The sequence below is a fragment of the Streptomyces sp. NPDC045846 genome (assembly GCF_056431605.1).
On record NZ_JBWKKJ010000001.1, the window covers coordinates 373,818 to 392,921 of the forward strand.

Below are 19,104 nucleotides of genomic sequence, written 5' to 3' on the forward strand. Positions count from 1 at the left end.
TTTGAGGGCGGTGGACGGCTTGAGAGCGGTGGGCAGCGGATACACCGCCGCCCACCTGTTCCCGCGAACCGCGCCTTCCGGGCACGGACGGTGGGCCTGGCCTTTCGCTCAGCGCCGAGCGTCGCTGAGAGGCCGTTCCAGGGTGAAGGTGTCGACCGGCGTGAGGTCCCCGTACGGGCCGTCGAAGGTGTAGTACGTGACCCGCATGAAGGTGTGACCGGTGCGGGGATCGCCCGGGTCGACGTCGAAGGCGGCGAAGCCGTGGGTGTGGACGCGGTCCTGGACGGCGCGCCAGGGTGCGTCCTCGGTGACGAAGACCGCCTTGCGGTGGCGGCCCTCGGTGTCCTTGCTCAGGTCGACCACGACCCGCCCCTTGGGCTCCTCGAACAGGTCGTCCTGGGTGGTCGCGAAATTGCCACCACCTCCGATGATCATGTGGACGGTTCCCTTCGCGGTGTCGGCGACATCGGTCCGGGTGGACACCGGGACCGGGGTGCGGGCCTCGTTCGGCAGGGTGCCGCGGACCGGCAGGGAGCGCTCGTAGTAGTGCTCGTGGCCGCTGAGCACCAGATCGACGCCGTAGGCGTCGAAGAGCGGGCCCCACGCCGCGCGGATTCCGAGGTCGCTCCCGCTTCCGCCGCGGCTGCTGGAGATCATGGGGTGGTGCATGAAGACGACGATCCAGTCGATCCCGTCACTTGCTCGCGCTGCCCTCAACTCCCTCTCCAGCCAACGGCGTTGGGCGTCACCGGAGTATCCGCGTACGTAGGTGTCGCCGGAGTCCTGGATGGCCACGTCGTCGTTGGCCAGGCTGATGAAGCGGACCGCGCCGACCGTGAAGGCGTACCACAGGCCCCGCGTCTCCGGGTCGGTGTCCGCCGCCGAGCCGGGGAGCGTGAAGTACGTCTGGTAACCGGCCACGCCCAGCGGGCCGTTGCCCTTCTCGTTCTCGCCGTTGCCGACGCACGGCATCCACGGCCGCAGCCGCGTCGAGCGACTGTTGCCGATGAACCAGTCCGCCCACGTCGCTACGCGGTCCTGGCCGACGACGCCGGCCGCGGAGGCGTAGCACAGGTCGCCGTTGACCAGGTTGAAGAGGGGCCCGACCCGTTCCACCGCGGCCACGATGTCGGCGGAGGCCGCGGTGCCCGCCTGGCTGCTGGTGTAGAGGGGGAAGCGACCGGACGGTGAAGGGGCCCCGCCCGAGGGCCATGTGACGGACCGTCGAAGGTTGGGCGCGCCCTGGTCGCCGAAGCTCGTGAAAGTGAACGCGGCACGGCCGCGCGGCGCCGTGGTGAACGAGCCCGTCTCCGGTGCGGCGCCGTCGTGTCCGGCCGAGTACAGGTACGTGGTCCCCGGCCGAAGCCGTGTGAGTCTGGCGTGGTGCACATACACCTCTGCCTGGGAGAGCCCGTCGCGGTACGTGCGGGTCTCGGCGTCCACGACCCCGCCGGGGCCTCCGTCCGGGGAGCCGAGGCGCACGTGCGGGCGGCGTACGGACTGGGGGCTGATCCAGGAGATGGTCATCTCGGTGGCGGGGTCCGCGCCGAACTGGAGGTGAAGGCCCGCCACGCCGGGAGCGCCGATGCGGCTCGGTGTGCGCTGGAGCAAAGGAAGCGGAGCGGGCTGGGACCGGTCGGCGGCCTCGGCATTCCCTGCGGCTGTCAGGGCCGCGGCCGCGGCCGCCGTCGAACCGGCCAGTACTGATCTGCGCGCGATCGGCATACAACACCCGTTTCACAGAAGAGAGTTGGTCGTCTGCACCCTAGGTGAACGTGGGGTGGTACCGATCGGGTGCGGAGTGAGGCGGCGAGGTCGTTCGCCGGGCGGGCCAGGAGTCGATGGCCGGGCGGGCCAGGAGTCGATGGCCGGGCGGGCCGGGAGTCGATGCCGTAGTCGCGTCGCAGGTCCCGGCCGTGACTGGACGGGGGCGGGGCTTGTGTCGTAGGCCGAGACCTGAGCTCTCCGCGACCGGGAGATGCGGGGTGCGGCGCGGGGTCCGGGCGCCCGCGGTCAGGCCTTGACCGCGTCCGACAGCCGCACGAACGTGTAGCCCTTGTCGAGGAGGTGAGGCACGGCGATGCGCATTCCGCCTGCCGTGCCGCCCTTCGGATGGTTCATGTGGCTGATGACTACCGAGCCTGGGCGCACGCTCTGCATCGCCTGATGCACCTGTGCGGGTGTGAAGGTCGCCCCGCCGTCGCCGTTGACGTCGAAGCTCGCGAAGCGCTCTCCGAGGTCGGTGACGATCTTCGCCGCCACGTCGTCGCAATAGGCGGTTCCGGAGCGGAAGAAGCGCGGCGGCCGACCGAGGAGACCGGTGAGCTTGGCACGGTTGCCGGACACCTCGTCATAGACCTCGCCCGCGTTCCGCGTGCCGGGTATTCGGTAGGCGGAGCGTCCGGAGACGGACAGGGGAAGGTGCCGGGTGCCGTGGTTGGCGATCTCGAAGAGCGGGTCGGCGGCGAGCTCTTTGAAGACCGACGGATTCTCTTCGATCCAGCGGGAGTTGATGAACAGCGTCGCCGGAACCGAGCGCTGGCGGAGGAACTCGATGAGCGCATGGTCGTAGTCGCCGCCGCCCCGGCCGCCGCAGGCATCGAAGGTCAGCGCGGCCGTCTTTCCGCTGACCGGCAGGCGTGAGAGCGCTCCCGGCACGGTCAGGCCCCAGCTGGTGGGGGTCTGCTTGCCGTACCTGGCCACGATCTCGGCCTTCGACGGAGTGGCGGCCGGGGGCGCGGAGGGCGGAGGCGAACCCGTGGCCGCCGCCGAGGAGGGCGAGGCAGCGGGAGTGAGGGAGGCGGGGGCCGCGGTCGGGTCGGCCGACCGGGAACACCCGGTGAGCAAGCCCCCGGCCGCAACCGCCAGCACCGTACGCCGACTCACCTGCATCGCGCCGCTTCCTCCGCATCAGGGCAGCGCCACTCGCCGCACCGGGTCAGCGTAAGCGGGTGCCGTATGGCGGGTGGCACGGGCCCCGACCAGGCCCTGATCCGCTCCTCACCGGGCTTCCGGGTCGAGCCCCCGCCCCTGGCAGGAGGGCGCTGAAAGCGCTCTCGACGAGGCCGGTGACCGGATCGTGGCGGGTGAAAGGCCCGGTCGGTACAGCGGTGCCCCTCGTCGGCCGGGCCGCTCGGACCGGGTGGGTCAGATGCCCGAGCGCAGGGCGATGCGCTCGTCCCCCGCGTATACGTTCATGGACGTGCCGCGCAGGAACCCCACCAGGGTCAGGCCCGACTCGGCGGCCAGGTCCACGGCGAGCGAGGACGGCGCGGAGACCGCCGCGAGGACCGGTATCCCGGCCATGACCGCCTTCTGCGCCAGCTCGAAGGAGGCCCGCCCCGACACCAGCAGGATGCACCGCGACAGCGGCAGCCGGTCGTCCTGGAGAGCGCGACCAACCAGCTTGTCGACCGCGTTGTGGCGGCCCACGTCCTCGCGTATGTCGAGCAGTTCGCCCTCCGGCGAGAACAGCGCGGCCGCGTGCAGACCCCCGGTCCGGTCGAAGACCTGCTGCGAGGCGCGCAGCCGGTCCGGGAGGCTCGCGAGCAGTTCGGGCTCCACCCGGACCGGGGGAGTGTCGGCGATCGGGAAGCGGGCCTGCGTACGGACCGCGTCCAGGCTGGCCTTGCCGCACAGGCCGCACGAGGACGTCGTGTACACGTTGCGTTCGAGGGTGATGTCCGGCACCGCGACGCCCGGCGCCAGCTTCACGTCGACCACGTTGTACGTGTTGTGCCCGTCGGCCGTCGCGCCCGCGCAGTACACGATCGACTGGAGCTCGGACGCGGAGCCGAGCACCCCCTCGCTGACCAGGAACCCGGCCGCGAGGGCGAAGTCGTCGCCCGGCGTCCGCATCGTGATCGCGAGGGGCTTCCCGTTGAGCCGGATCTCCAGGGGCTCCTCCGCGACCAGCGTGTCCGGGCGGGTCGACACCGCTCCGTCCCGGATGCGGATGACGCGGCGGCGCTCGGTGACCCGTCCCATGTCCTCAGTCCCTACAGTCGCTCTGGTCAGTCTCGTGTTTGTACGTGTTCGTGCTTGTACGTGCTGGAAGCCGGAGCGTCCCTCGATGCACAGGTTGCCGTGGGCCACCGGGCTGTCGCGCGGTGAGGTGACCTTGACGATCTCATTGTCCTGCACATGGAGGGTGACGATGCAGCCGGCGCCGCGGTAGGAGCACACGGTGGTGGTCGCCGTCTGGGCCGCCTCGGCTAGCCGAGGGCCGCTGTCGGCGCCGCTGCCTCGGTAACCGAGGACCGCTGTCAGCGACAGAACATTGTCTACAGTATTCCAAACGGACGGACGCGGTATCCGACACCCGCCGCTCGGACGAAACGCTGACACAAGGCTCCAAAGGTGCGGCAGTGAATCCTGTTGGGTCCCGTGCCCCTGTACCGATCAGTAGCGACGAAGACTGGATGGCTCCGGATGTCAGCAGTCCATGTTCGTCCCGAGGAGATCCGTCATGACCGGCATGCGAGGCTCGCGCGTTGTCGCAGTCGGGCACTACCAGCCCGCCAAGGTGCTCACCAATGACGACCTCGCCGCGCTGGTCGACACCAGTGACGAATGGATCAGCAGCCGGGTCGGCATCCGTACCCGTCATGTCGCGGGCCCGGACGAGCCGGTGGACGAACTGGCCGCGCACGCCGGAGCGAAGGCGCTGGCCGCCGCCGGGTTGAGCCCGGCCGATGTCGACCTCGTCCTGGTCGCGACCTCCACCGCCGTCGATCGCTCGCCGAACACGGCCGCCCGGGTCGCCGCACGGCTCGGGATGGGCTCGCCCGCGGTGATGGACCTCAACGTCGTCTGCGCCGGGTTCACACATGCGCTGGCCACCGCCGACAGCCTGGTGCGCACCGGCGCCGCGCGGCGGGCGCTGGTCATCGGCGCGGACAACATGACGGCGGTGACCGACTGGACCGACCGCACCACCTGCGTCCTGGTCGGTGACGGTGCCGGCGCCGTGGTGGTCGAGGCGAGCGAAGAGGCCCTGATCGGACCGGTGTTGTGGGGTTCGGTGCCCGAGATGGGGCACGCGGTACGCATTGAGGGCACCCCGCCGGTGTTCGCGCAGGAGGGCCAGTCCGTCTACCGCTGGGCCACCACTCAGTTGCCGCCCATCGCCCGCCAGGTCTGCGAACGGGCCGGGCTCACCCCCGAGGACCTGGCCGCGGTCGTGCTGCACCAGGCGAACCTGCGGATCATCGAACCCGTCGCTCGCAAGATCGGCGCCGTGAACGCCGTCATCGCCCGCGATGTGATCGAATCCGGCAACACGTCGGCGGCCAGTATTCCGATGGCCCTGTCCAAACTGGTGGAACGCGGCGAGATCCGCACCGGCGACCCGGTCCTGCTCTTCGGCTTCGGCGGGAACCTGTCGTACGCGGGTCAGGTCGTACGCTGCCCCTGACGGGACCGGTGGGGCGCCCCATGGAGGCAGGGCACGCGCGACGATGCCCCGTCCCGGAACGCCCGCCCGTCCCGGCGCCGTCAACTCCCGTCAGCCGACGAGGCGTTTGCGCCAGTCCAGCGGTGTGACGGTGATGGCCGTGCCGGGGTCGCCGTCCCACTCCACCGGGAGCCCGCACCGTTTCAGCGCGGCGACGGCCTCCCGGCCCACGGACGCCGTGGTGTCCGGCGACGCGTCGAACCCGCCATAGAGCAGAGTGAGTCCGTGTCCGGACACGGCCGCTTCGGTGGCCTGGGAGTGGAAGTAGACAAAGCCACGGGCGTCGGGTGCGGCCGCCCCGCCGATCTCCGCCTGGCCGCACGAGCGGCAACAGGTGAAGTTCTCCCGGGCGGTGAGACCGGCTTCCTCCAGAGCCGCGAAGGCGCGGCCGAGCCGCTCCGGGTCCGTCTCCTCATCCGCCCAGGCTGCCTGTTCCGCCACCCGCTCCAGCCACAGGCCGTCCACCAACTGGCGTGCCTGCTGGGGCGATACGGGCCGGGAACCATCGGAGACGAGATAGTCCTCGGCGAGTTCCGCCAGCTCGTCCCGCGTCGCGTAGCCGCCCTTGATCACCTCGCGTATCCGCGTCTCCAGCAGTCCGCGCTCCTCCTCGCCGAGCTCCAGCGGTGGAACGGGGGCGGGGCATTCGAAGTCCAGCCGCTCCCACTCCAGTCCGGCGCCCCAATCGTCTGTGGCACGCGCCCAGTCGGTCATGGCCGCGATCACTGCTTCCGGTCCGTCGAGCGTCGTACCGAAGTGTCGATCTGGTGCGCCGTCGCGGTGTTCCAGCGTGTAGCCGTCGCTCGCCGCGTCGTGCCACACCTGGAGAAATACGTCGGGCAGATCGGGTATGCGCTGGACGACCAGGAACCGGTCGCCCTCGTCACCGATCCGGCGCACCAGAGCAGCCAGTTGCTCGGCGGTGGCCCGACTGCGGCGCTGCCCGTTCTCCGTCTCGACCGTGATCGCAAGCATGCCTTCACTGTGGCACGGGGCACTGACAATGCCGGGAGCCGCCCGTTCCCTCCCGTCCCGACATGGCTGCCGCCGGGCGTCAGAGCCACCGCTTTGCCGCGTCGACGCTGTCGCCACCGCTCGTGTTGAAGGCGATCGCGGCCCCCGGGGCGTGCCGGCGGACCAGGTTCACGACCAGTTCGAAGAAGGTGAGCAGCGGCTCGGGTTTGCGGATTCCGCCACCGATCACGACGACGTCCCACGCTCGCTCGCCCAGTGCGCCGACCACCACGGATTCGGCTGTCTCATCCAGCGTGATGAGGGCCATGGAAGCATCGATGCCGTGCTCGCCGAAGCGGGTCAGCTCCTTGTCGAGGACTGCCCGCACCGCGTCCCCGTCCATGCCGGGGACGGTGTGCGGGTCGATACCGAGAACCAGTGCGGAAGACATGCCCTCTAGGACGATCAGCGGGCCGCCCGAGTTCCGACCCGTCGCAGCCTGGTTCCAACTACCCTGCTGTTCAGGCGAGTTCGCCGCGTTGGCTGCCCACTCGTCCACGCGGGCGAGCCTCTCGCGCGGCGGCGCCCCTCCTGCGAGGGGAGTCTCGCACGAGCGGCGATCTCCCTGCGGGTAAAGGAGTCGTAAAGCCCGCTGCTACTGTGGTGCGGCCCCGCACAGCACCGCCGAAGGACTTCGCATGACAGCGCCCACCGATCCCCCTGAGCAGCAGCCGCAGCCACGGCGGCAACCCCAGGAGCCGCAGTCATCGCAGCAATCCCAGTCGGCACACCCGGAATCCCGGTCAGCGCAGCCGGAATCGCAAGCCGCGCCCTCATCGGAGCCAGAGCCGCCGTCGCAGCCGGATGCGCAGCCGGAGCCTGAGCCGCTCTCGCAACCGGATCCGCAGCCGCAGCGCTCGAAGGAACCGTCGCCGCATCAGGAGCCGGACCCGCACCCGTCCCAGCCGCACTGGGGCCCGCCGTCCGGCCCTCCGGCCTCGCTCCCGCCCGGCTACCCGGGAACGACGACCGCGGGCTACCCGGGCTTGCCCTGGGCGCAGGAGCTGCCACCGCAGCCCCGCAACGGTCTCGGCACGGCCGCCCTGGTCATCGGGGCCATCAGCACCTTCGTCGCGTTCCTCCCGTTCCTCTTCTGGATCGCTTGGATCCTCGGCATCCTCGGCCTGGTCTTCGGTCTGGTGGGCCTGAACAACGTACGCAAGGGCCACGCCACCAACAGGAGTTCGGCCCTTGGGGGCACGGTCCTCGGCGGGGTGTCGATCCTGCTCGCCGTGGTCGGTCTGATCATCACCGCCACCATGGTCCGGTCGGCGGTGGACGAGGTGCACCAGTCCGGCAGGTCCTCGGCCCCCGGTCTCCCCGCCGCCCCCGAGGAGGACCCGGATGACGAGCTCCTGGACAGCGACCTGGCCGACCCAGCGCCCGTGAAGTTCGGGGCGAGCCATGAATACGTGGGCGGTGCGAAGGTCACCGTTGCCCCGCCCACCGAGTTCGAACTCAGCGGGCGCCGTCTGCCCGGCATGCACGACGGCGACCGGACGTTCCACATCGACCTCACGATCGTCAACGCCTCCGCCGAGCCGCTCAACCTCGACTTCGCGCAGCCTCACGTGAAGGACGCGACCGGCAAGGACCTCGGCATGCTGTACAGCACCAGGGCCGGGTTCAAGCCGTTCCGTGGTTCGCTGGCGCCCGGTGCCACGGCCACCGCTCAGTACTCGTACCCGGTGTCGGCCGACGCGGCCAAGGAGCTCCGGGTGGAGGTCCACCCCGGCCTGCTGTACGACGAGGCGGTGTGGTCCGGCCCGGTCGGATGACCCTCGGCGTGGGGCGAGCCGTTCGCCGATCGGGTGGAGGGCGTGGGCCCGGGCCGCGATGCAGGCGGTGTCTCCCGGGCCGCCGTGCGTGAACGGACGTACAAATGACGACATGTGTCATTACTGCGGATGTCGCGAGATCCCTCTCATCAAGGAATTCATCGCCGAGCACGAACGTGTCACCGATGCGGCCGGGGACGCCCGGCGGGCGCTGGCGGCAGGCGACACGGCGCGGGCCCGGGAACTCGTCGCCTTCATGACGAGGGAGCTGGCCTCGCACTGGCGCGGCGAGGAGAACGGTCTCTTCGCCGTGATGCGCGAGGATCCCGAATACGCGGACTACATCGGCGTCCTGGTGGACGAGCACCGGGACCACAGCATCCGGTTGCCCGCGCTGGACCTGGAGACGGCCGAGGGCCGGGCCGAGTTCGACGCCATGGTCAAGGAGCTCCACGACCACATCGGCCGCGAGGAGGACGGGCTGTTCCCGGCGTCCCTGACGGCCTTGTCGGGCGAGGAGTGGAACCGTTCCATGGCGGCCTGGCGCGAGGCCCACCCCACGGAGTGACCGGCCCCGTTTGTGCCGCCGGCTGCCGGGGCGGGCTGCTCGGGCGACGGCAGGACATCGCCCGGGACGAAGGACGGGGCGGCGCGTCGAAGCCGGGCCCAACACCCGCGAGAGCGGTTGCGGTGATACGTCAGTGACCGTCCGAGCAGCGCCGTCACGGCAGCTCCAAGGTCAAATCCCCGCCCTGGCCACCGGATGCGGACGAAGCGTGTACGGGGGATCGCGCTCGGTAGACTGTCGACGACAGCCAATCTCCGGGATCGGCCCGATGCCGTGGCGCAGGAGGGGGAGCCGATGGTGTCCGCGGGACTGCCGCAGGGAACCGTGCCCAAGCTGGAGCGGCCCGGGCCGCTGCGGGAGCGCGTGTACGAGGCCCTCCTGGAGCTGATCACCGCCCGGGCGCTGCGCCCCGGTCAGCATCTGGTGGAGAGCGAACTCGCCGGGCAGCTCGGGGTCTCACGGCAGCCGGTGCGCGAGGCGTTGCAGCGGCTCAACACCGAGGGCTGGGTCGATCTGCGGCCCGCGCAGGGCGCGTTCGTACACGAGCCCACCGAGGGTGAGGCCGACCAACTCCTTTCGGTACGAACGCTGTTGGAGGCCGAGGCGGCCCGTCTCGCCGCCGCCAACTCCGGCTCGGCCGGGATCGCGGCCCTGGAGAAGCTGTGCGCCAAGGGTGAGCAGGCGGTCGCGGACGACGACGTGGACCTGGCGGCGGCGACGAACGCGGACTTCCACGCCAAGGTCATGGAACTCGCCGGGAACCCGGTGCTCGCCGAACTCGCGGCCCAGGTCGACCGGCGGGTTCGCTGGTACTACACGCCGGTCGCCCGTCGGCGCGGCAAGGAGTCCTGGATCGAGCACCGGGCCCTGATCGCGGCGATCTCGGCCCGTGACGAGCAGCGGGCGACGGAGCTCATGCGCGCCCACACCGAGCACACGCGCACGGCCTACCGCGAACGGGCCGAGCGGGACTGATCCCGCCGGACGCCCGGCCCCCCGCCACCGCAAGTCCCGTTCGTGGGGCTGGTGTTGCGTCGCAGCGAACGGGGGAGGCCGACCGGGGGTGCGCCCCGCCCCCTGCCGTCCGGGACAGTGAGCCATCTCCTCCCGGGGGCGTGCCGGTCAACTGACAGGAGATGACAGGGGACCGGCTCTAACCTGCGGCCATGAACGCCATAGTCGAACTCCGGCAGTACACCCTGCACCCGGGCACCCGGGACACCCTGGTCGAGCTCTTCGAGCGGGAATTCGTCACCGGGCAGGAGGCCGCCGGGATCACGGTGGGCGGCCGGTTCCGCGACCTGGACGATGCCGACCGGTTCGTCTGGATGCGCGGCTTCCCGGACATGGAGGCACGGGCCCGGGCGCTGCACGCCTTCTATTACGGGCCCGTTTGGCAGGCCCACCGGGATGCGGCCAATGCGACCATGCTGGACTCGGACGACGTACTGCTGCTGCGAGGCCCAGGGTTCGCCGCCCCCGACACCACGGATCCGGTTGTGGTGACCATCTGCCACCCGCTGGACTCCCGCTTCACCGACCACTTCGAGCGGCACCTGCGTCCCGCGCTGGCCGAGGCCGGGACCCCGGCCCTCGCGGTGCACCGGAGCGAGCACGCGGAGAACACCTTTCCCGCCCTGCCGGTCCGGACCGGAGAGGATGTCGTGCTCTGGTTCTCGACGGGTGGGTCCCCCGCGCAACTCCCCGATCTCTCCGCCTACTTGAAGCAGGCCCCGCAGCGGCTCCGGCTGGAGCCCGTCGGCGAATCGCGGGCCTGACGCCCGCCCGGACGGGCGACCGTGAGCCGGACCGGGCTCGGCGCGATGACCTCATCGGCCTTGGTTCCGTGGGGAGTTGGGGATACGACGACGCCGGGGCGGCCTCGCGGCACCCCGGCGTGACATCGAAGGCGAGGAAAGCGAAGGGACTAGTTTCAAGGAGGTGTGAGAAGGAAGTCCGTTCATGGCCTCGCCCGGCCAACGTTAGCAGTCAGGCGGGGATCAAGTCGCGCAGGTTTTCCGGGGTGACGACACGTGAGTCCGGGTGCAGCCCCTCGGGGCGTTCCAGGCCGATGTAGGTGACCGGACCGGCCGGGATCGTCGTGCCGTCCCAGAGCGTGATGGACCCGGCCCCGTCGGCCATCAGCTCCGTGAGGTGGCGGACCGTGAGGTGGTCGCGCTCCACGATGCCGCGCAGCAGGGTCGCGACCGAAACCCGGTTGCCCTCCACGCGGTTGGCGTTCGGATGCCCCTTGAGATAAACGTGAAGCCACTTGGCGTGCCAGCGGCCGTCGTCTCCGCGCACGAACGCCAGGGGCAGTGCGACCCGGCCTGGGCCGCGCAGCTCCGACTTCATGCGCACCGTACGTGCCTCGAAGGGGCGGCCCTGCTGCTCGGCGTCGCGCAGCATGAAGCCGAAGAACGACTCCTCGACCTCCTCGAAGCCCTCTCCCGAATAGATGTTGACCTGCGGCACGATGTACGTGCCGCGCACCGCCCCCAGGCGCAGGTTGATGAACTCCGAGGCGCCGTCCGGTGCGTCGGTGATGTCGCCGGAGTGCTCGCCCTCGATCTCCGTGAGCGCGGTGTACGACAGCCACGACACGGTCTCGTAGGCGGCGTTCAGCATCAGCGCCGACAGGTCGAAGTCGGTGGTACGGCTCGTCTGCTTCCAGTACACGAAGAAGCGGAGCAGTTCGCCGTCGACCGGCGAGAGCGAACCGCGCGGCAGCACGCCGCGGCCCGCCGCCGACGCCTTGCCGCTGAGCGGAAGCGCGACGTCGAGGACGTCGGGGTCGATCAGCAGATGGCCGGTGGCGGGCAGCCGCCGGCGCATCTCGGCGTCCAGGGCGGCGGTCAGGCGGCCGCGCTCGGCCGCGGGCACCGGCGGGCGGGTGTCGGCGGTGACCCAGGCCCGGCCGAGGCGGTTGACGAAGACACGCTGCCCCGCGCCACTGGCCGCGCGGTTGTGGAGGTGCTCCCGCACCGACAGCACGACCCGGCCCGCGACCTGCGGGGCGACCCGCTCGACCGCGGCGACCACGGCGTCCCGCTCGTCCTGGGTGACGCACCCACGCAGCAGGCGGTCCAGCGAACGGAACAGCTTGCCCGGAGCGGACTCCAGCAGCCGTACCGCGCCGAGAACGTCGTTCGCGCCGAGCAGTTCCTCCACGCGGCTGTCGAAGGAGCGGGCCTGCTTCTCGCCCCGGGCCAGGGCGAACACGTCCGCCGCGTGCGGCCAGCGCGCCCCGTACTCGTGCGCGTGCAGCCGCTCACCCAGGCGCTTCCACGCCTCGCGGTGCGCGGCCACGTCGGCGAGCTTGGCCGGGGCCGCCGCGACCACGGAGTCGAGACCCGCCAGCAGGGCGCGCCGGACCCGGCGGGAGGGCGAACGGAACCGGGTCGGCTCCAGCAGGCTCACGTCGCCGTCCGCGAGGGCGCAGGCGAGCCGGAGCACGTCGGTGACGGTGTCCAGGAGGAGGTCGGCACCCGCGTCGAGGCGGGCCCGGTTGACGAGGGCGCGGTTCTCCCGCACCGGGATCGCCCCGGGCTGCGGGCCATCGACGCAGTGCCCCGCGAGCGCGGCGAGGTCGCGCAGGCCCTCCTCGCCCAGCGGCGTACTGCTCCCGGCCAGGGCCAGGTAGAGAGCCGTCACCTCGTCGTCCGGAGCGCCGCCCAGGTGCAGGATCGTCAGGCGGTCGCCCGCGGCGGCGATGAGCTCCTCGTGGGCGGCGAGCAGCTCGGCGTACGTGTGCTGGTAGGTGCCGTACGTGGGGAGGGTCAGCAGGTCGACCACGCCCGGGCTGAGCTGCTCGGGCATCACACCGTCGGCGAGCGCGTCGACGACGCACCGGGTCCAGAAGGCGAATGTCTCCGGCACGTTGGCCGGGAAGTCGACGAAGTAGGCGTTGTGCTGGACGTGGTCACCGGCCATGGCGCGGACGGTGTCGAGCGTCCGCACGGCGGTGTCGACGACCGTCCCCTCGGACAGCGCCGACAGATGCGCCAGAAGATCCGCCGACAGCTTGTAGCCCACGGACATCAACGCGGCATCGAACTGCCGCGCGGCGACGCCGCCTTGCCCGGCGGGACCGCAGGGAGTGGGAAGGCGGTGGGTGTGCCGGACGACCAGGGGTTCGAGAGGGTGGACCATCCGGGCATGTTCGCAGAGGGGGAAGGGCCGTCGCACATGGGTTTTGGGCCCGGCGCGCGGGTCATCGGTCGCCTTCGTGAATGCCGGTGAGCCACCACCGCGGGTTGCCGCGTCCCACCCGGGACGATGCCTCCCCAGCGGTGCTCGGCCGCCCACCTGCGACGATGGTCGGGTGAACACTGATCCCGCGGCACCGGCGCGCATCGTCCTGGGCGTCGACGACCTCCGGCGACTTCCCGGAGCCACGCGCATCGCCCGCACCAGTCGCGAAGGTGTGCGGCTCCTGGAGGAACACCGGGACGTCCTCATCGACGAGCTCTGGCTCGATCACGACCTCGGCGGCGACGACAGCATCATGCCCGTGGTGACCCTCCTGGAAGAGGCCGCCTTCCACGGACGGCCTTTCCAGATCGGCATGGTCTTCGTCCACAGTGCCAACCCCAGCGGCGCCGCGACCGTCGTCCGGTCGCTCAACCGCTGGAACTACCCGGTCCGCCGGGCGACCGCCGACTGAGCACGGCCCGGGCACGCGTGCCCCGGTCGGCGGTGGGCGCCGTCACGGGATGTCCTCGATCCGCTCGCCGTTGAGGAGGTACGTGGGCAGATACGGCTGCTGGGTCGCGATCGGGAAGCCGCGGTCGTGAGCGAGGCTCGCCATCGCGAGCGGTCCCAGGGCGACCCGGGCCCGCGGCGCGGCGGATTCGCCCCAGTGGGCGCCGTGGTCCCGGAGGGCCTCGGCCAGCGTCTCGGCGAAGGCAGTGTGGTCGGCCGCCACATACCGGTGGAGCAGGGCCGCCGGCTGGTAGTCGATCGGGTTCACGAAGTCCATCGGCACGTGTGTCACGGCGTCCGGCATGGATGCCTTGATGGTGGCGAGGAGCTTGTGGACCACATCGTCCATGGAGCCCTCGGTGAAGAAGGTCCGCAGGGTGTCGATCCAGTGCAGGACGTACTCGTCGACCGAGTCGTCCTCGCGCAGCCGCTCCAGCGGCACCTGGCACAGCCTGCTGACGCGGTCCCTCTGGCGGCACACCACCGCGAGGTAGAGGGCGTCCAGCCAGGCCCGGGCGTCGGCGGGCGGTTCGGCGCGTGTCGCGGGGAGGGAGGCGACCAGGTTTTCGCCCAGGCGGCATTCCTGCGGCTCGGCGCTGGTGAACAGGGCCGACCCGAGCTGGACGGCGGTGGCCCAGGCGTCCCACGTGTCGAGGTTCGCGGCCCCGGGATCGGCGGCGCAGTGGGCGTGGGCCAGGGCGACGGCCGAGCCGAACGCCTCGCCAAGGCGGGCCGGGTCCTGGGCGACGCCTGAGATCAACTGGGCGGTGGCGCGCGCGAGTTCGCCGACCTCGGGGGCCTCGGCGGCGGCCCGGGTGGCCAGGCGTCCGCCACCGTCTAGGCGTACCAGACCCTTCATCAGGCCGAGCAGGCGCGGCGGCAGGTCGAAGGAGAAGACGCGCGTCTCGTGGTCGATGGCCGTGAGCGAGGTCAGGCGGCCGCGGTGCCACCAGTAGACCCGCGGCGACAACGCGGCCTTTCCGCTGTCCTCGTACGCGCTCAGCGCGTACGAGGCGAGGCTGTTGAGACCGGCCGTCACCGTGCCGTCGACGACGGGGTGGTAGACGAGGTTGTGCCGGCTCGGAACGACCACGAGTGCGCCCTCGTCGGGGAGCGGCTCGCCGGTGATCTGCCGGACCGCTTCGGACAGGTACAGCGCCTTGCTCGCCACGAAGTGGGAATCACCGTAGACGGTGTGCAGCCGCGCACCTTGCTCGGTCACCTCGTCGTGTTCGGCGGGCGCCAGCATGAGGTTCGCGTACGCCGCACCGCCCAGCGCTTCGAGGCCCACCCGTTCCACGTCCGTGTCCGTGAGGATACGCACGCTGGTGGGCCGGTCGAGGGCGTACGCGAAGACGAGGCCGTCGGCCACCACGCGCGCGTAGGTCATGGCCTGCGCGATCCGCGGGGTCAGCGAATCGACGGCCAGCAGCCGGATGTGCGCGCCGCGCAGTATCTCCTCGACGCTTTCCTCGCCCTCGGGGGAGTGGAGGCCGGGATCGGGTGCGTGCTGTGATGTCATCCCAGCAACCCTACGAGGTGCCGGATGAGCGGACGGAGGCCGCACAGCTGCCCGGGCCCCGCCCTTCGGTGGACGGGCTCACTCGCGCGCGGCCCCGTGCGAGCAGGGCGCCCAGCGCGCCTCGGCCAGCAGCATCCCGACCAACACCAGTACCAACGCGAAGAGTTCGGCGAGCGAGGAGGCGTGCGTGCCGAGCGGGATCGTGGCGAGGGCGGCCGCCGCGCCCGCAGCGCGGAAGCGGAACGGGGGGATGTGCAGCGCCGCGCGGAAGGCTACGTTGCCCGCGAGGAAGAGGGCCACGCCACCCGCCAGCGCGACGGCGGGTGCCGTGGGCAGGTGCTCGGGCAGGTGGCCGATGGACTTCTTCACCCCGGCCGCGAGCACCGCGACGCCGAGCAGCATCGGCACGAAGCTGTAGTAGTACGCGAGCATCGTCACCCGGAACCGGGCGAGCCCGGACACCGCCCGCAGTGCCCGCTCGGCGGCCTCCTCGTCGCGGATGAAGTACGTCCACCACAGCGCGGTCGCCAGCGCGAGAGCCAGCGCCGCGCCGCCGAACAGGCCCCAGTCCAGCTTGAGATCGCCGGAACCGACGCCGATGGCGATGACGGACTCGCCGAACGCGACGATGAGGAGGAGCCCGTGCCGCTCCACGAAGTGCGCCGGGTCGAGGGCGCCGACCCGGCCCGTGACCGGGACGCGCTCTCCGCCGACTTCGGTGGTGATGCGGCTGGAGAGGACGGGGGTGATGGCCTGGACGATCAGGGCGGCCAGCCAGAGTGCTTCGGTGGCCCGGCCGCTCACCGTGCCCGCCGCAGTGACGCACAGCGCGGAGAGGCCGTTGGTGAGCGCGAAACTGAGCACGTGCCGCCCGTGCAGAAGGGCGTACAGGGCGCCGTGGACGACGGTGACCAGGAGATAGCCGAGACCGAAGGCGACGCCGTTCGTGGTGAACACGCCGGGGATGGCCAGGGCGCAGGTGAGGAAGCCGCACATGCCGAGGATCAGCGGGATGCGGCGGGCGTTGGTCTCCGGCGGCACCTGGTTGGTGAGGTAGGCGTAGGCGCCGTACATCCAGAACAGGACGGCGAAGATCAGCAGGACCCGCCCTGCCTGGGCGAAGGACAGGTCGTGGGTGAGCAGCACGGTCAGCTGCGTGATCGTGAAGACGAAGACGAGGTCGAAGAAGAGCTCCAGGGTGGAGACCCGACGCCCCGGGGCGCCCTCGCTCACCTCTGCTGTGCCGTCGACGGCAGACATACGTTCCCCCAGCAGGCATGTCGTTCCCATGTGCGGCCGACACACTAGCCGAGCGGAACGAAGCCGCCCCGGGCTGTCTCAACTCTGCGGCGGAGGTGCGCATATGGGGGCCGAGCAGGTGGCTTCTCAGTACATGGGGGCCGGGGACATGGCTTCTCGGGGCAGGGAGGCCGGGAACGTGGCCTCATCCCCGAGCTCTTCGACTACGGCAAGCAGCACGGCACCGCCTACCCGCGCTTCGTCGTCCAGCGAAGGCTGTTCGACGAGTTCCTGGTGGCCAATCTGCCCCCCATACGCTCCGTACGCTTCGGACACCCGATGGCCGTCGAGCACCCCGAAGACGCGTTGCCCGCCCTGGACCTCGGCCCGCTGAGCACGGCGGCCAAGGCGAAGGAGCTCGGGGATCAAGTGGTCGAGGCCATGGAGCTCGGGGCGCGGTCCCGCTGCACCGTGCCCGGTTGACCGACGGCCGCTTCCTGCCCCGCCAGGACGCCGACGCCTACCTGCCGCCGGTCACTTTCCTGAACCCGCCGCCGTCCTCACCCCCTGATCTTTGCGGAACCATTCGGTCCGGCCCGCCTGGTCGCTGCGAGCCGGCACGGCAAGGTCACCTGATGCCCTGCCGGTCCGGCTTCAGCGCGAACGTACGCTCGGCGGCCTCCGGCGCCGCGAGCGCGACGGCCTGCGCGAGGAGCTCCCGGTGGCGGAGCAGCGGCTCGCGGCGGGATGCGGGGGTGAGCTGGAGCAGGTCGTCGAGTCCGGCCATGATCCGGCGGGTGACCTGCGGGTTCCCGACCGAGCAGAGGCGGATCTCGGCGAGGCCGAGGTCCACGAGGTCGGCCCAGTCCGGCCCACCCTGGACGAGCCGGACCTCCCCTTGGCCGTCCGGATGCCCGACGGCGCCGAGCGGCCGGACCGCGAGCGCCGAGAGCAACTGGACGATCCGGTCGAGGCACTGGACGGCGGTGGTCGGATCGTTGACGGCGGGGGAGAGGGCACGCAGCGCGATGTCGGAGAGCTGCCGGAGCCCGAACCCGAGATCCTGGTGGAACGTACGCTCCGCCCCGACCGACACGGTGTAGCGCAGCGCGCCCCGCGAGGGAGGCTTGGCATCGAGGGGACCGTGCACCGAGAGCAGCGGGGTGCCCGGCACGACGAAGTCCCCGATGCGGGGGATGAGCCGGAGCACGACACCGTGGCGCCGCGCGGCCCGCACCAGCCGGGCGATGTTCACGTCCCGCAGCACCCCGGCGCGCCCGCTGTGCGCGACCCGGGCGATCTCCGGGTCCAGGGCGAGGCCGTCGAGATCTCCGCGCGGCATCTTGTCGACGACCCTCAGGGCCTCGCCGGTGATCCGCTCGACGACGTACCCGACCCGCATGAGGCGCAGCGTGGAGTTCACGTACGCGATGAAGAGGAAGAGGCTCAGGGCGACCATGAGCAGGGTCAGGACGCTCTGGAGGAACGGGACGCCGGTCACGAGCCTGGGGTCGGTGTCGCTCTCGAACGAGGTGAGCACGAGTAGCGACAGCGTGAACGTGGCGAGGAAGACCGCGAGGGTCAGCTTGGTGATCCGCGACCGTACGAAGATCCGCACGACCCGGGGCGTGAACTGCCCGCTGGCCATCTGCACGGCCACCAGCGAGATGCTGAACACGACACCGATGAAGGTCATCATCGCCGAGCTGACCGTGTTGACCACGGGTTTGACGTCGTTGACGATCCGGATCAGGTCGTCGACCTCGTCGAAGCTCCCGTGGTCCTGGAGCAGCCGCACGAGGGCCGTGTCGAGTTCGTACGCGCCGGTCCACAGCAGGAAGACCAGCACCATGGCAGCGGTCGGCGCGAACCAGAAGGTGTCCCGCAGATGCTCCCGCAAGGGCGAGAGCGCCCGCGGCCGCCGATATCCGTTCCCGTTCCCGTTCCTGTTGCCGCGCTCGTTGCCCTTGTCTTCGCCCTTGCTCACGCGGCGAGGCTAGGCGTGCGCCGCAGTGCTGATCCTGCTACGCCGCCGAGTGGTCCCTCAGTCGTACACACATTGGTCCTCACGGAGTACGAATGCGTACATCTGGGCGCGAAGAATGGAAGAGAGACGAAGCGCCGTGAAGCGCGACGGGTGCCCCCGACCGGCGGGGGCACCCGCCCCGCGCGCAGGGCGCCCGGCCCGAACCGGATCGATCTCACTGACCACTGATCACCGACCACTGATCACCGACCACTGATCACCGAGGAGCGAGAGCCATGCCGGCCAGCCGCACCAGGACCCGGACCATCGTCCTCACCGTCGCCTCGGTGGCGGTGGCCCTCGGCTTCGCCGGGTTCGTGGCCGTCCCGGCCGCGCAGGACTGGTACACGAACCGTCACGACGAGGCCGCGTCCTACAGCTCGGGCAAGGAGGCGAAGGGCGACCGCGCCTCGGTACCGCGCTGGCTGCCCGACGAGGCGAAGCGGATCGAGTACGCGATGAAGACGACCGGAGGCGACCGCCTCCTCAAGGCCACCCTTCCCACGGGATCCCTCCCGCCCACGTGCAAGCCCGACCAGCCCGCGGCCTCCCCGAAGCCTCCCGCGATGAAGGCGACCTGGTTCCCGAAGCACGCGGAGCAGCGGGCCGCGGCCCGCTGCGACCTGTACTACGCGTACATGGAGGGCAACACTCTGTACGCCTGGCAGGCCAACGAGGACTGGGCGTCGGCGAACAAGAGCTGACGCTCGCCTGACCACGCAATATGCGGGTGAACACCACCTCAAACCCCTGGTAGAGTTCTCTATGTCGCCGCGGGGAACACACCGCGAAGACAAC

At 70.9% G+C, this 19,104-nt stretch carries 17 protein-coding genes and 1 pseudogene; 8 read left to right on the forward strand and 10 right to left on the reverse strand.

Annotation, left to right across the window (positions count from 1 at the left end):
* Window positions 1–108 precede the first annotated feature (108 nt).
* The 4 genes and pseudogenes from AC07F3_RS01725 to AC07F3_RS01740 form a co-directional block, all read right to left on the reverse strand.
* On the reverse strand, window positions 109–1,725 hold the full coding sequence (locus AC07F3_RS01725) for a purple acid phosphatase family protein (protein WP_479109416.1): 1,617 nt from the start codon (window positions 1,723–1,725) through the stop codon (window positions 109–111).
* 288 nt (window positions 1,726–2,013) lie between these two features.
* The gene (locus AC07F3_RS01730; protein WP_479109418.1) at window positions 2,014–2,892 is read right to left on the reverse strand and encodes a polysaccharide deacetylase family protein; all 879 of its coding nucleotides are present in this window, start codon (window positions 2,890–2,892) and stop codon (window positions 2,014–2,016) included.
* A 255-nt stretch (window positions 2,893–3,147) separates the two neighbouring features.
* Complete coding sequence (gene fdhD, locus AC07F3_RS01735; protein WP_479110568.1) at window positions 3,148–3,987, reverse strand: formate dehydrogenase accessory sulfurtransferase FdhD; 840 nt, start codon at window positions 3,985–3,987, stop codon at window positions 3,148–3,150.
* A 66-nt stretch (window positions 3,988–4,053) separates the two neighbouring features.
* A pseudogene (locus tag AC07F3_RS01740) lies at window positions 4,054–4,347 on the reverse strand (hypothetical protein); the annotation flags it as partial.
* Window positions 4,348–4,477: 130 nt separating this feature from the next.
* Between AC07F3_RS01740 and AC07F3_RS01745 the strand changes: the two are divergent.
* Window positions 4,478–5,416 (forward strand): beta-ketoacyl-ACP synthase III, encoded by a 939-nt coding sequence (locus tag AC07F3_RS01745; RefSeq protein ID WP_479110570.1) that lies wholly within the window; start codon window positions 4,478–4,480, stop codon window positions 5,414–5,416.
* A 90-nt stretch (window positions 5,417–5,506) separates the two neighbouring features.
* On the opposite strand, the gene AC07F3_RS01750 is transcribed toward AC07F3_RS01745, so the two are convergent.
* Both AC07F3_RS01750 and AC07F3_RS01755 read right to left on the reverse strand, forming a co-directional pair.
* Window positions 5,507–6,430, reverse strand: a complete 924-nt coding sequence (locus tag AC07F3_RS01750; RefSeq protein WP_479109420.1) for a DUF6891 domain-containing protein — start codon at window positions 6,428–6,430, stop codon at window positions 5,507–5,509.
* Between the two features lie 79 nt (window positions 6,431–6,509).
* A complete protein-coding gene (locus tag AC07F3_RS01755; protein ID WP_479110571.1) occupies window positions 6,510–6,860 on the reverse strand; it encodes a hypothetical protein in 351 nt (116 codons plus the stop codon).
* Between the two features lie 595 nt (window positions 6,861–7,455).
* Between AC07F3_RS01755 and AC07F3_RS01760 the strand changes: the two genes are divergently transcribed.
* From AC07F3_RS01760 to AC07F3_RS01775, 4 genes are all read left to right on the forward strand, one after another.
* Window positions 7,456–8,247, forward strand: a complete 792-nt coding sequence (locus tag AC07F3_RS01760; protein ID WP_479109422.1) for a DUF4190 domain-containing protein — start codon at window positions 7,456–7,458, stop codon at window positions 8,245–8,247.
* A 112-nt stretch (window positions 8,248–8,359) separates the two neighbouring features.
* The gene (locus AC07F3_RS01765) at window positions 8,360–8,815 is read left to right on the forward strand and encodes a hemerythrin domain-containing protein (protein ID WP_479109424.1); all 456 of its coding nucleotides are present in this window, start codon (window positions 8,360–8,362) and stop codon (window positions 8,813–8,815) included.
* 294 nt (window positions 8,816–9,109) lie between these two features.
* Complete coding sequence (locus AC07F3_RS01770; RefSeq protein ID WP_479109426.1) at window positions 9,110–9,790, forward strand: GntR family transcriptional regulator; 681 nt, start codon at window positions 9,110–9,112, stop codon at window positions 9,788–9,790.
* Window positions 9,791–9,981: 191 nt separating this feature from the next.
* Window positions 9,982–10,593: an NIPSNAP family protein gene (locus tag AC07F3_RS01775; RefSeq protein ID WP_479109428.1), complete on the forward strand. Its 612-nt coding sequence runs from the start codon at window positions 9,982–9,984 to the stop codon at window positions 10,591–10,593.
* A 211-nt stretch (window positions 10,594–10,804) separates the two neighbouring features.
* Here the strand turns inward: AC07F3_RS01775 and AC07F3_RS01780 are convergent, their stop codons facing one another.
* Window positions 10,805–12,967, reverse strand: a complete 2,163-nt coding sequence (locus AC07F3_RS01780; RefSeq protein WP_479109430.1) for a TerD family protein — start codon at window positions 12,965–12,967, stop codon at window positions 10,805–10,807.
* 172 nt (window positions 12,968–13,139) lie between these two features.
* On the opposite strand from AC07F3_RS01780, the gene AC07F3_RS01785 reads away from it, so the two are divergent.
* Window positions 13,140–13,481, forward strand: a complete 342-nt coding sequence (locus tag AC07F3_RS01785) for a cyclic-phosphate processing receiver domain-containing protein (RefSeq protein WP_479109432.1) — start codon at window positions 13,140–13,142, stop codon at window positions 13,479–13,481.
* A gap of 42 nt (window positions 13,482–13,523) precedes the next feature.
* Here AC07F3_RS01785 and AC07F3_RS01790 read toward each other — a convergent pair whose 3' ends face one another.
* Entirely contained in the window at window positions 13,524–15,041 is a 1,518-nt protein-coding gene (locus AC07F3_RS01790) for an immunity 49 family protein (RefSeq protein WP_479109434.1), read from the reverse strand.
* A 78-nt stretch (window positions 15,042–15,119) separates the two neighbouring features.
* The gene (locus AC07F3_RS01795) at window positions 15,120–16,301 is read right to left on the reverse strand and encodes a low temperature requirement protein A (RefSeq protein WP_479109436.1); all 1,182 of its coding nucleotides are present in this window, start codon (window positions 16,299–16,301) and stop codon (window positions 15,120–15,122) included.
* Between the two features lie 186 nt (window positions 16,302–16,487).
* Between AC07F3_RS01795 and AC07F3_RS01800 the strand changes: the two genes are divergently transcribed.
* Window positions 16,488–16,763: an aldehyde dehydrogenase family protein gene (locus tag AC07F3_RS01800; RefSeq protein WP_479110573.1), complete on the forward strand. Its 276-nt coding sequence runs from the start codon at window positions 16,488–16,490 to the stop codon at window positions 16,761–16,763.
* 145 nt (window positions 16,764–16,908) lie between these two features.
* Here the strand turns inward: AC07F3_RS01800 and AC07F3_RS01805 are convergent, their stop codons facing one another.
* Window positions 16,909–18,180: a DUF2254 domain-containing protein gene (locus AC07F3_RS01805; protein WP_479110575.1), complete on the reverse strand. Its 1,272-nt coding sequence runs from the start codon at window positions 18,178–18,180 to the stop codon at window positions 16,909–16,911.
* Window positions 18,181–18,542: 362 nt separating this feature from the next.
* Between AC07F3_RS01805 and AC07F3_RS01810 the strand changes: the two genes are divergently transcribed.
* Window positions 18,543–19,010: a hypothetical protein gene (locus AC07F3_RS01810; protein ID WP_479109438.1), complete on the forward strand. Its 468-nt coding sequence runs from the start codon at window positions 18,543–18,545 to the stop codon at window positions 19,008–19,010.
* Window positions 19,011–19,104: the final 94 nt, after the last annotated feature.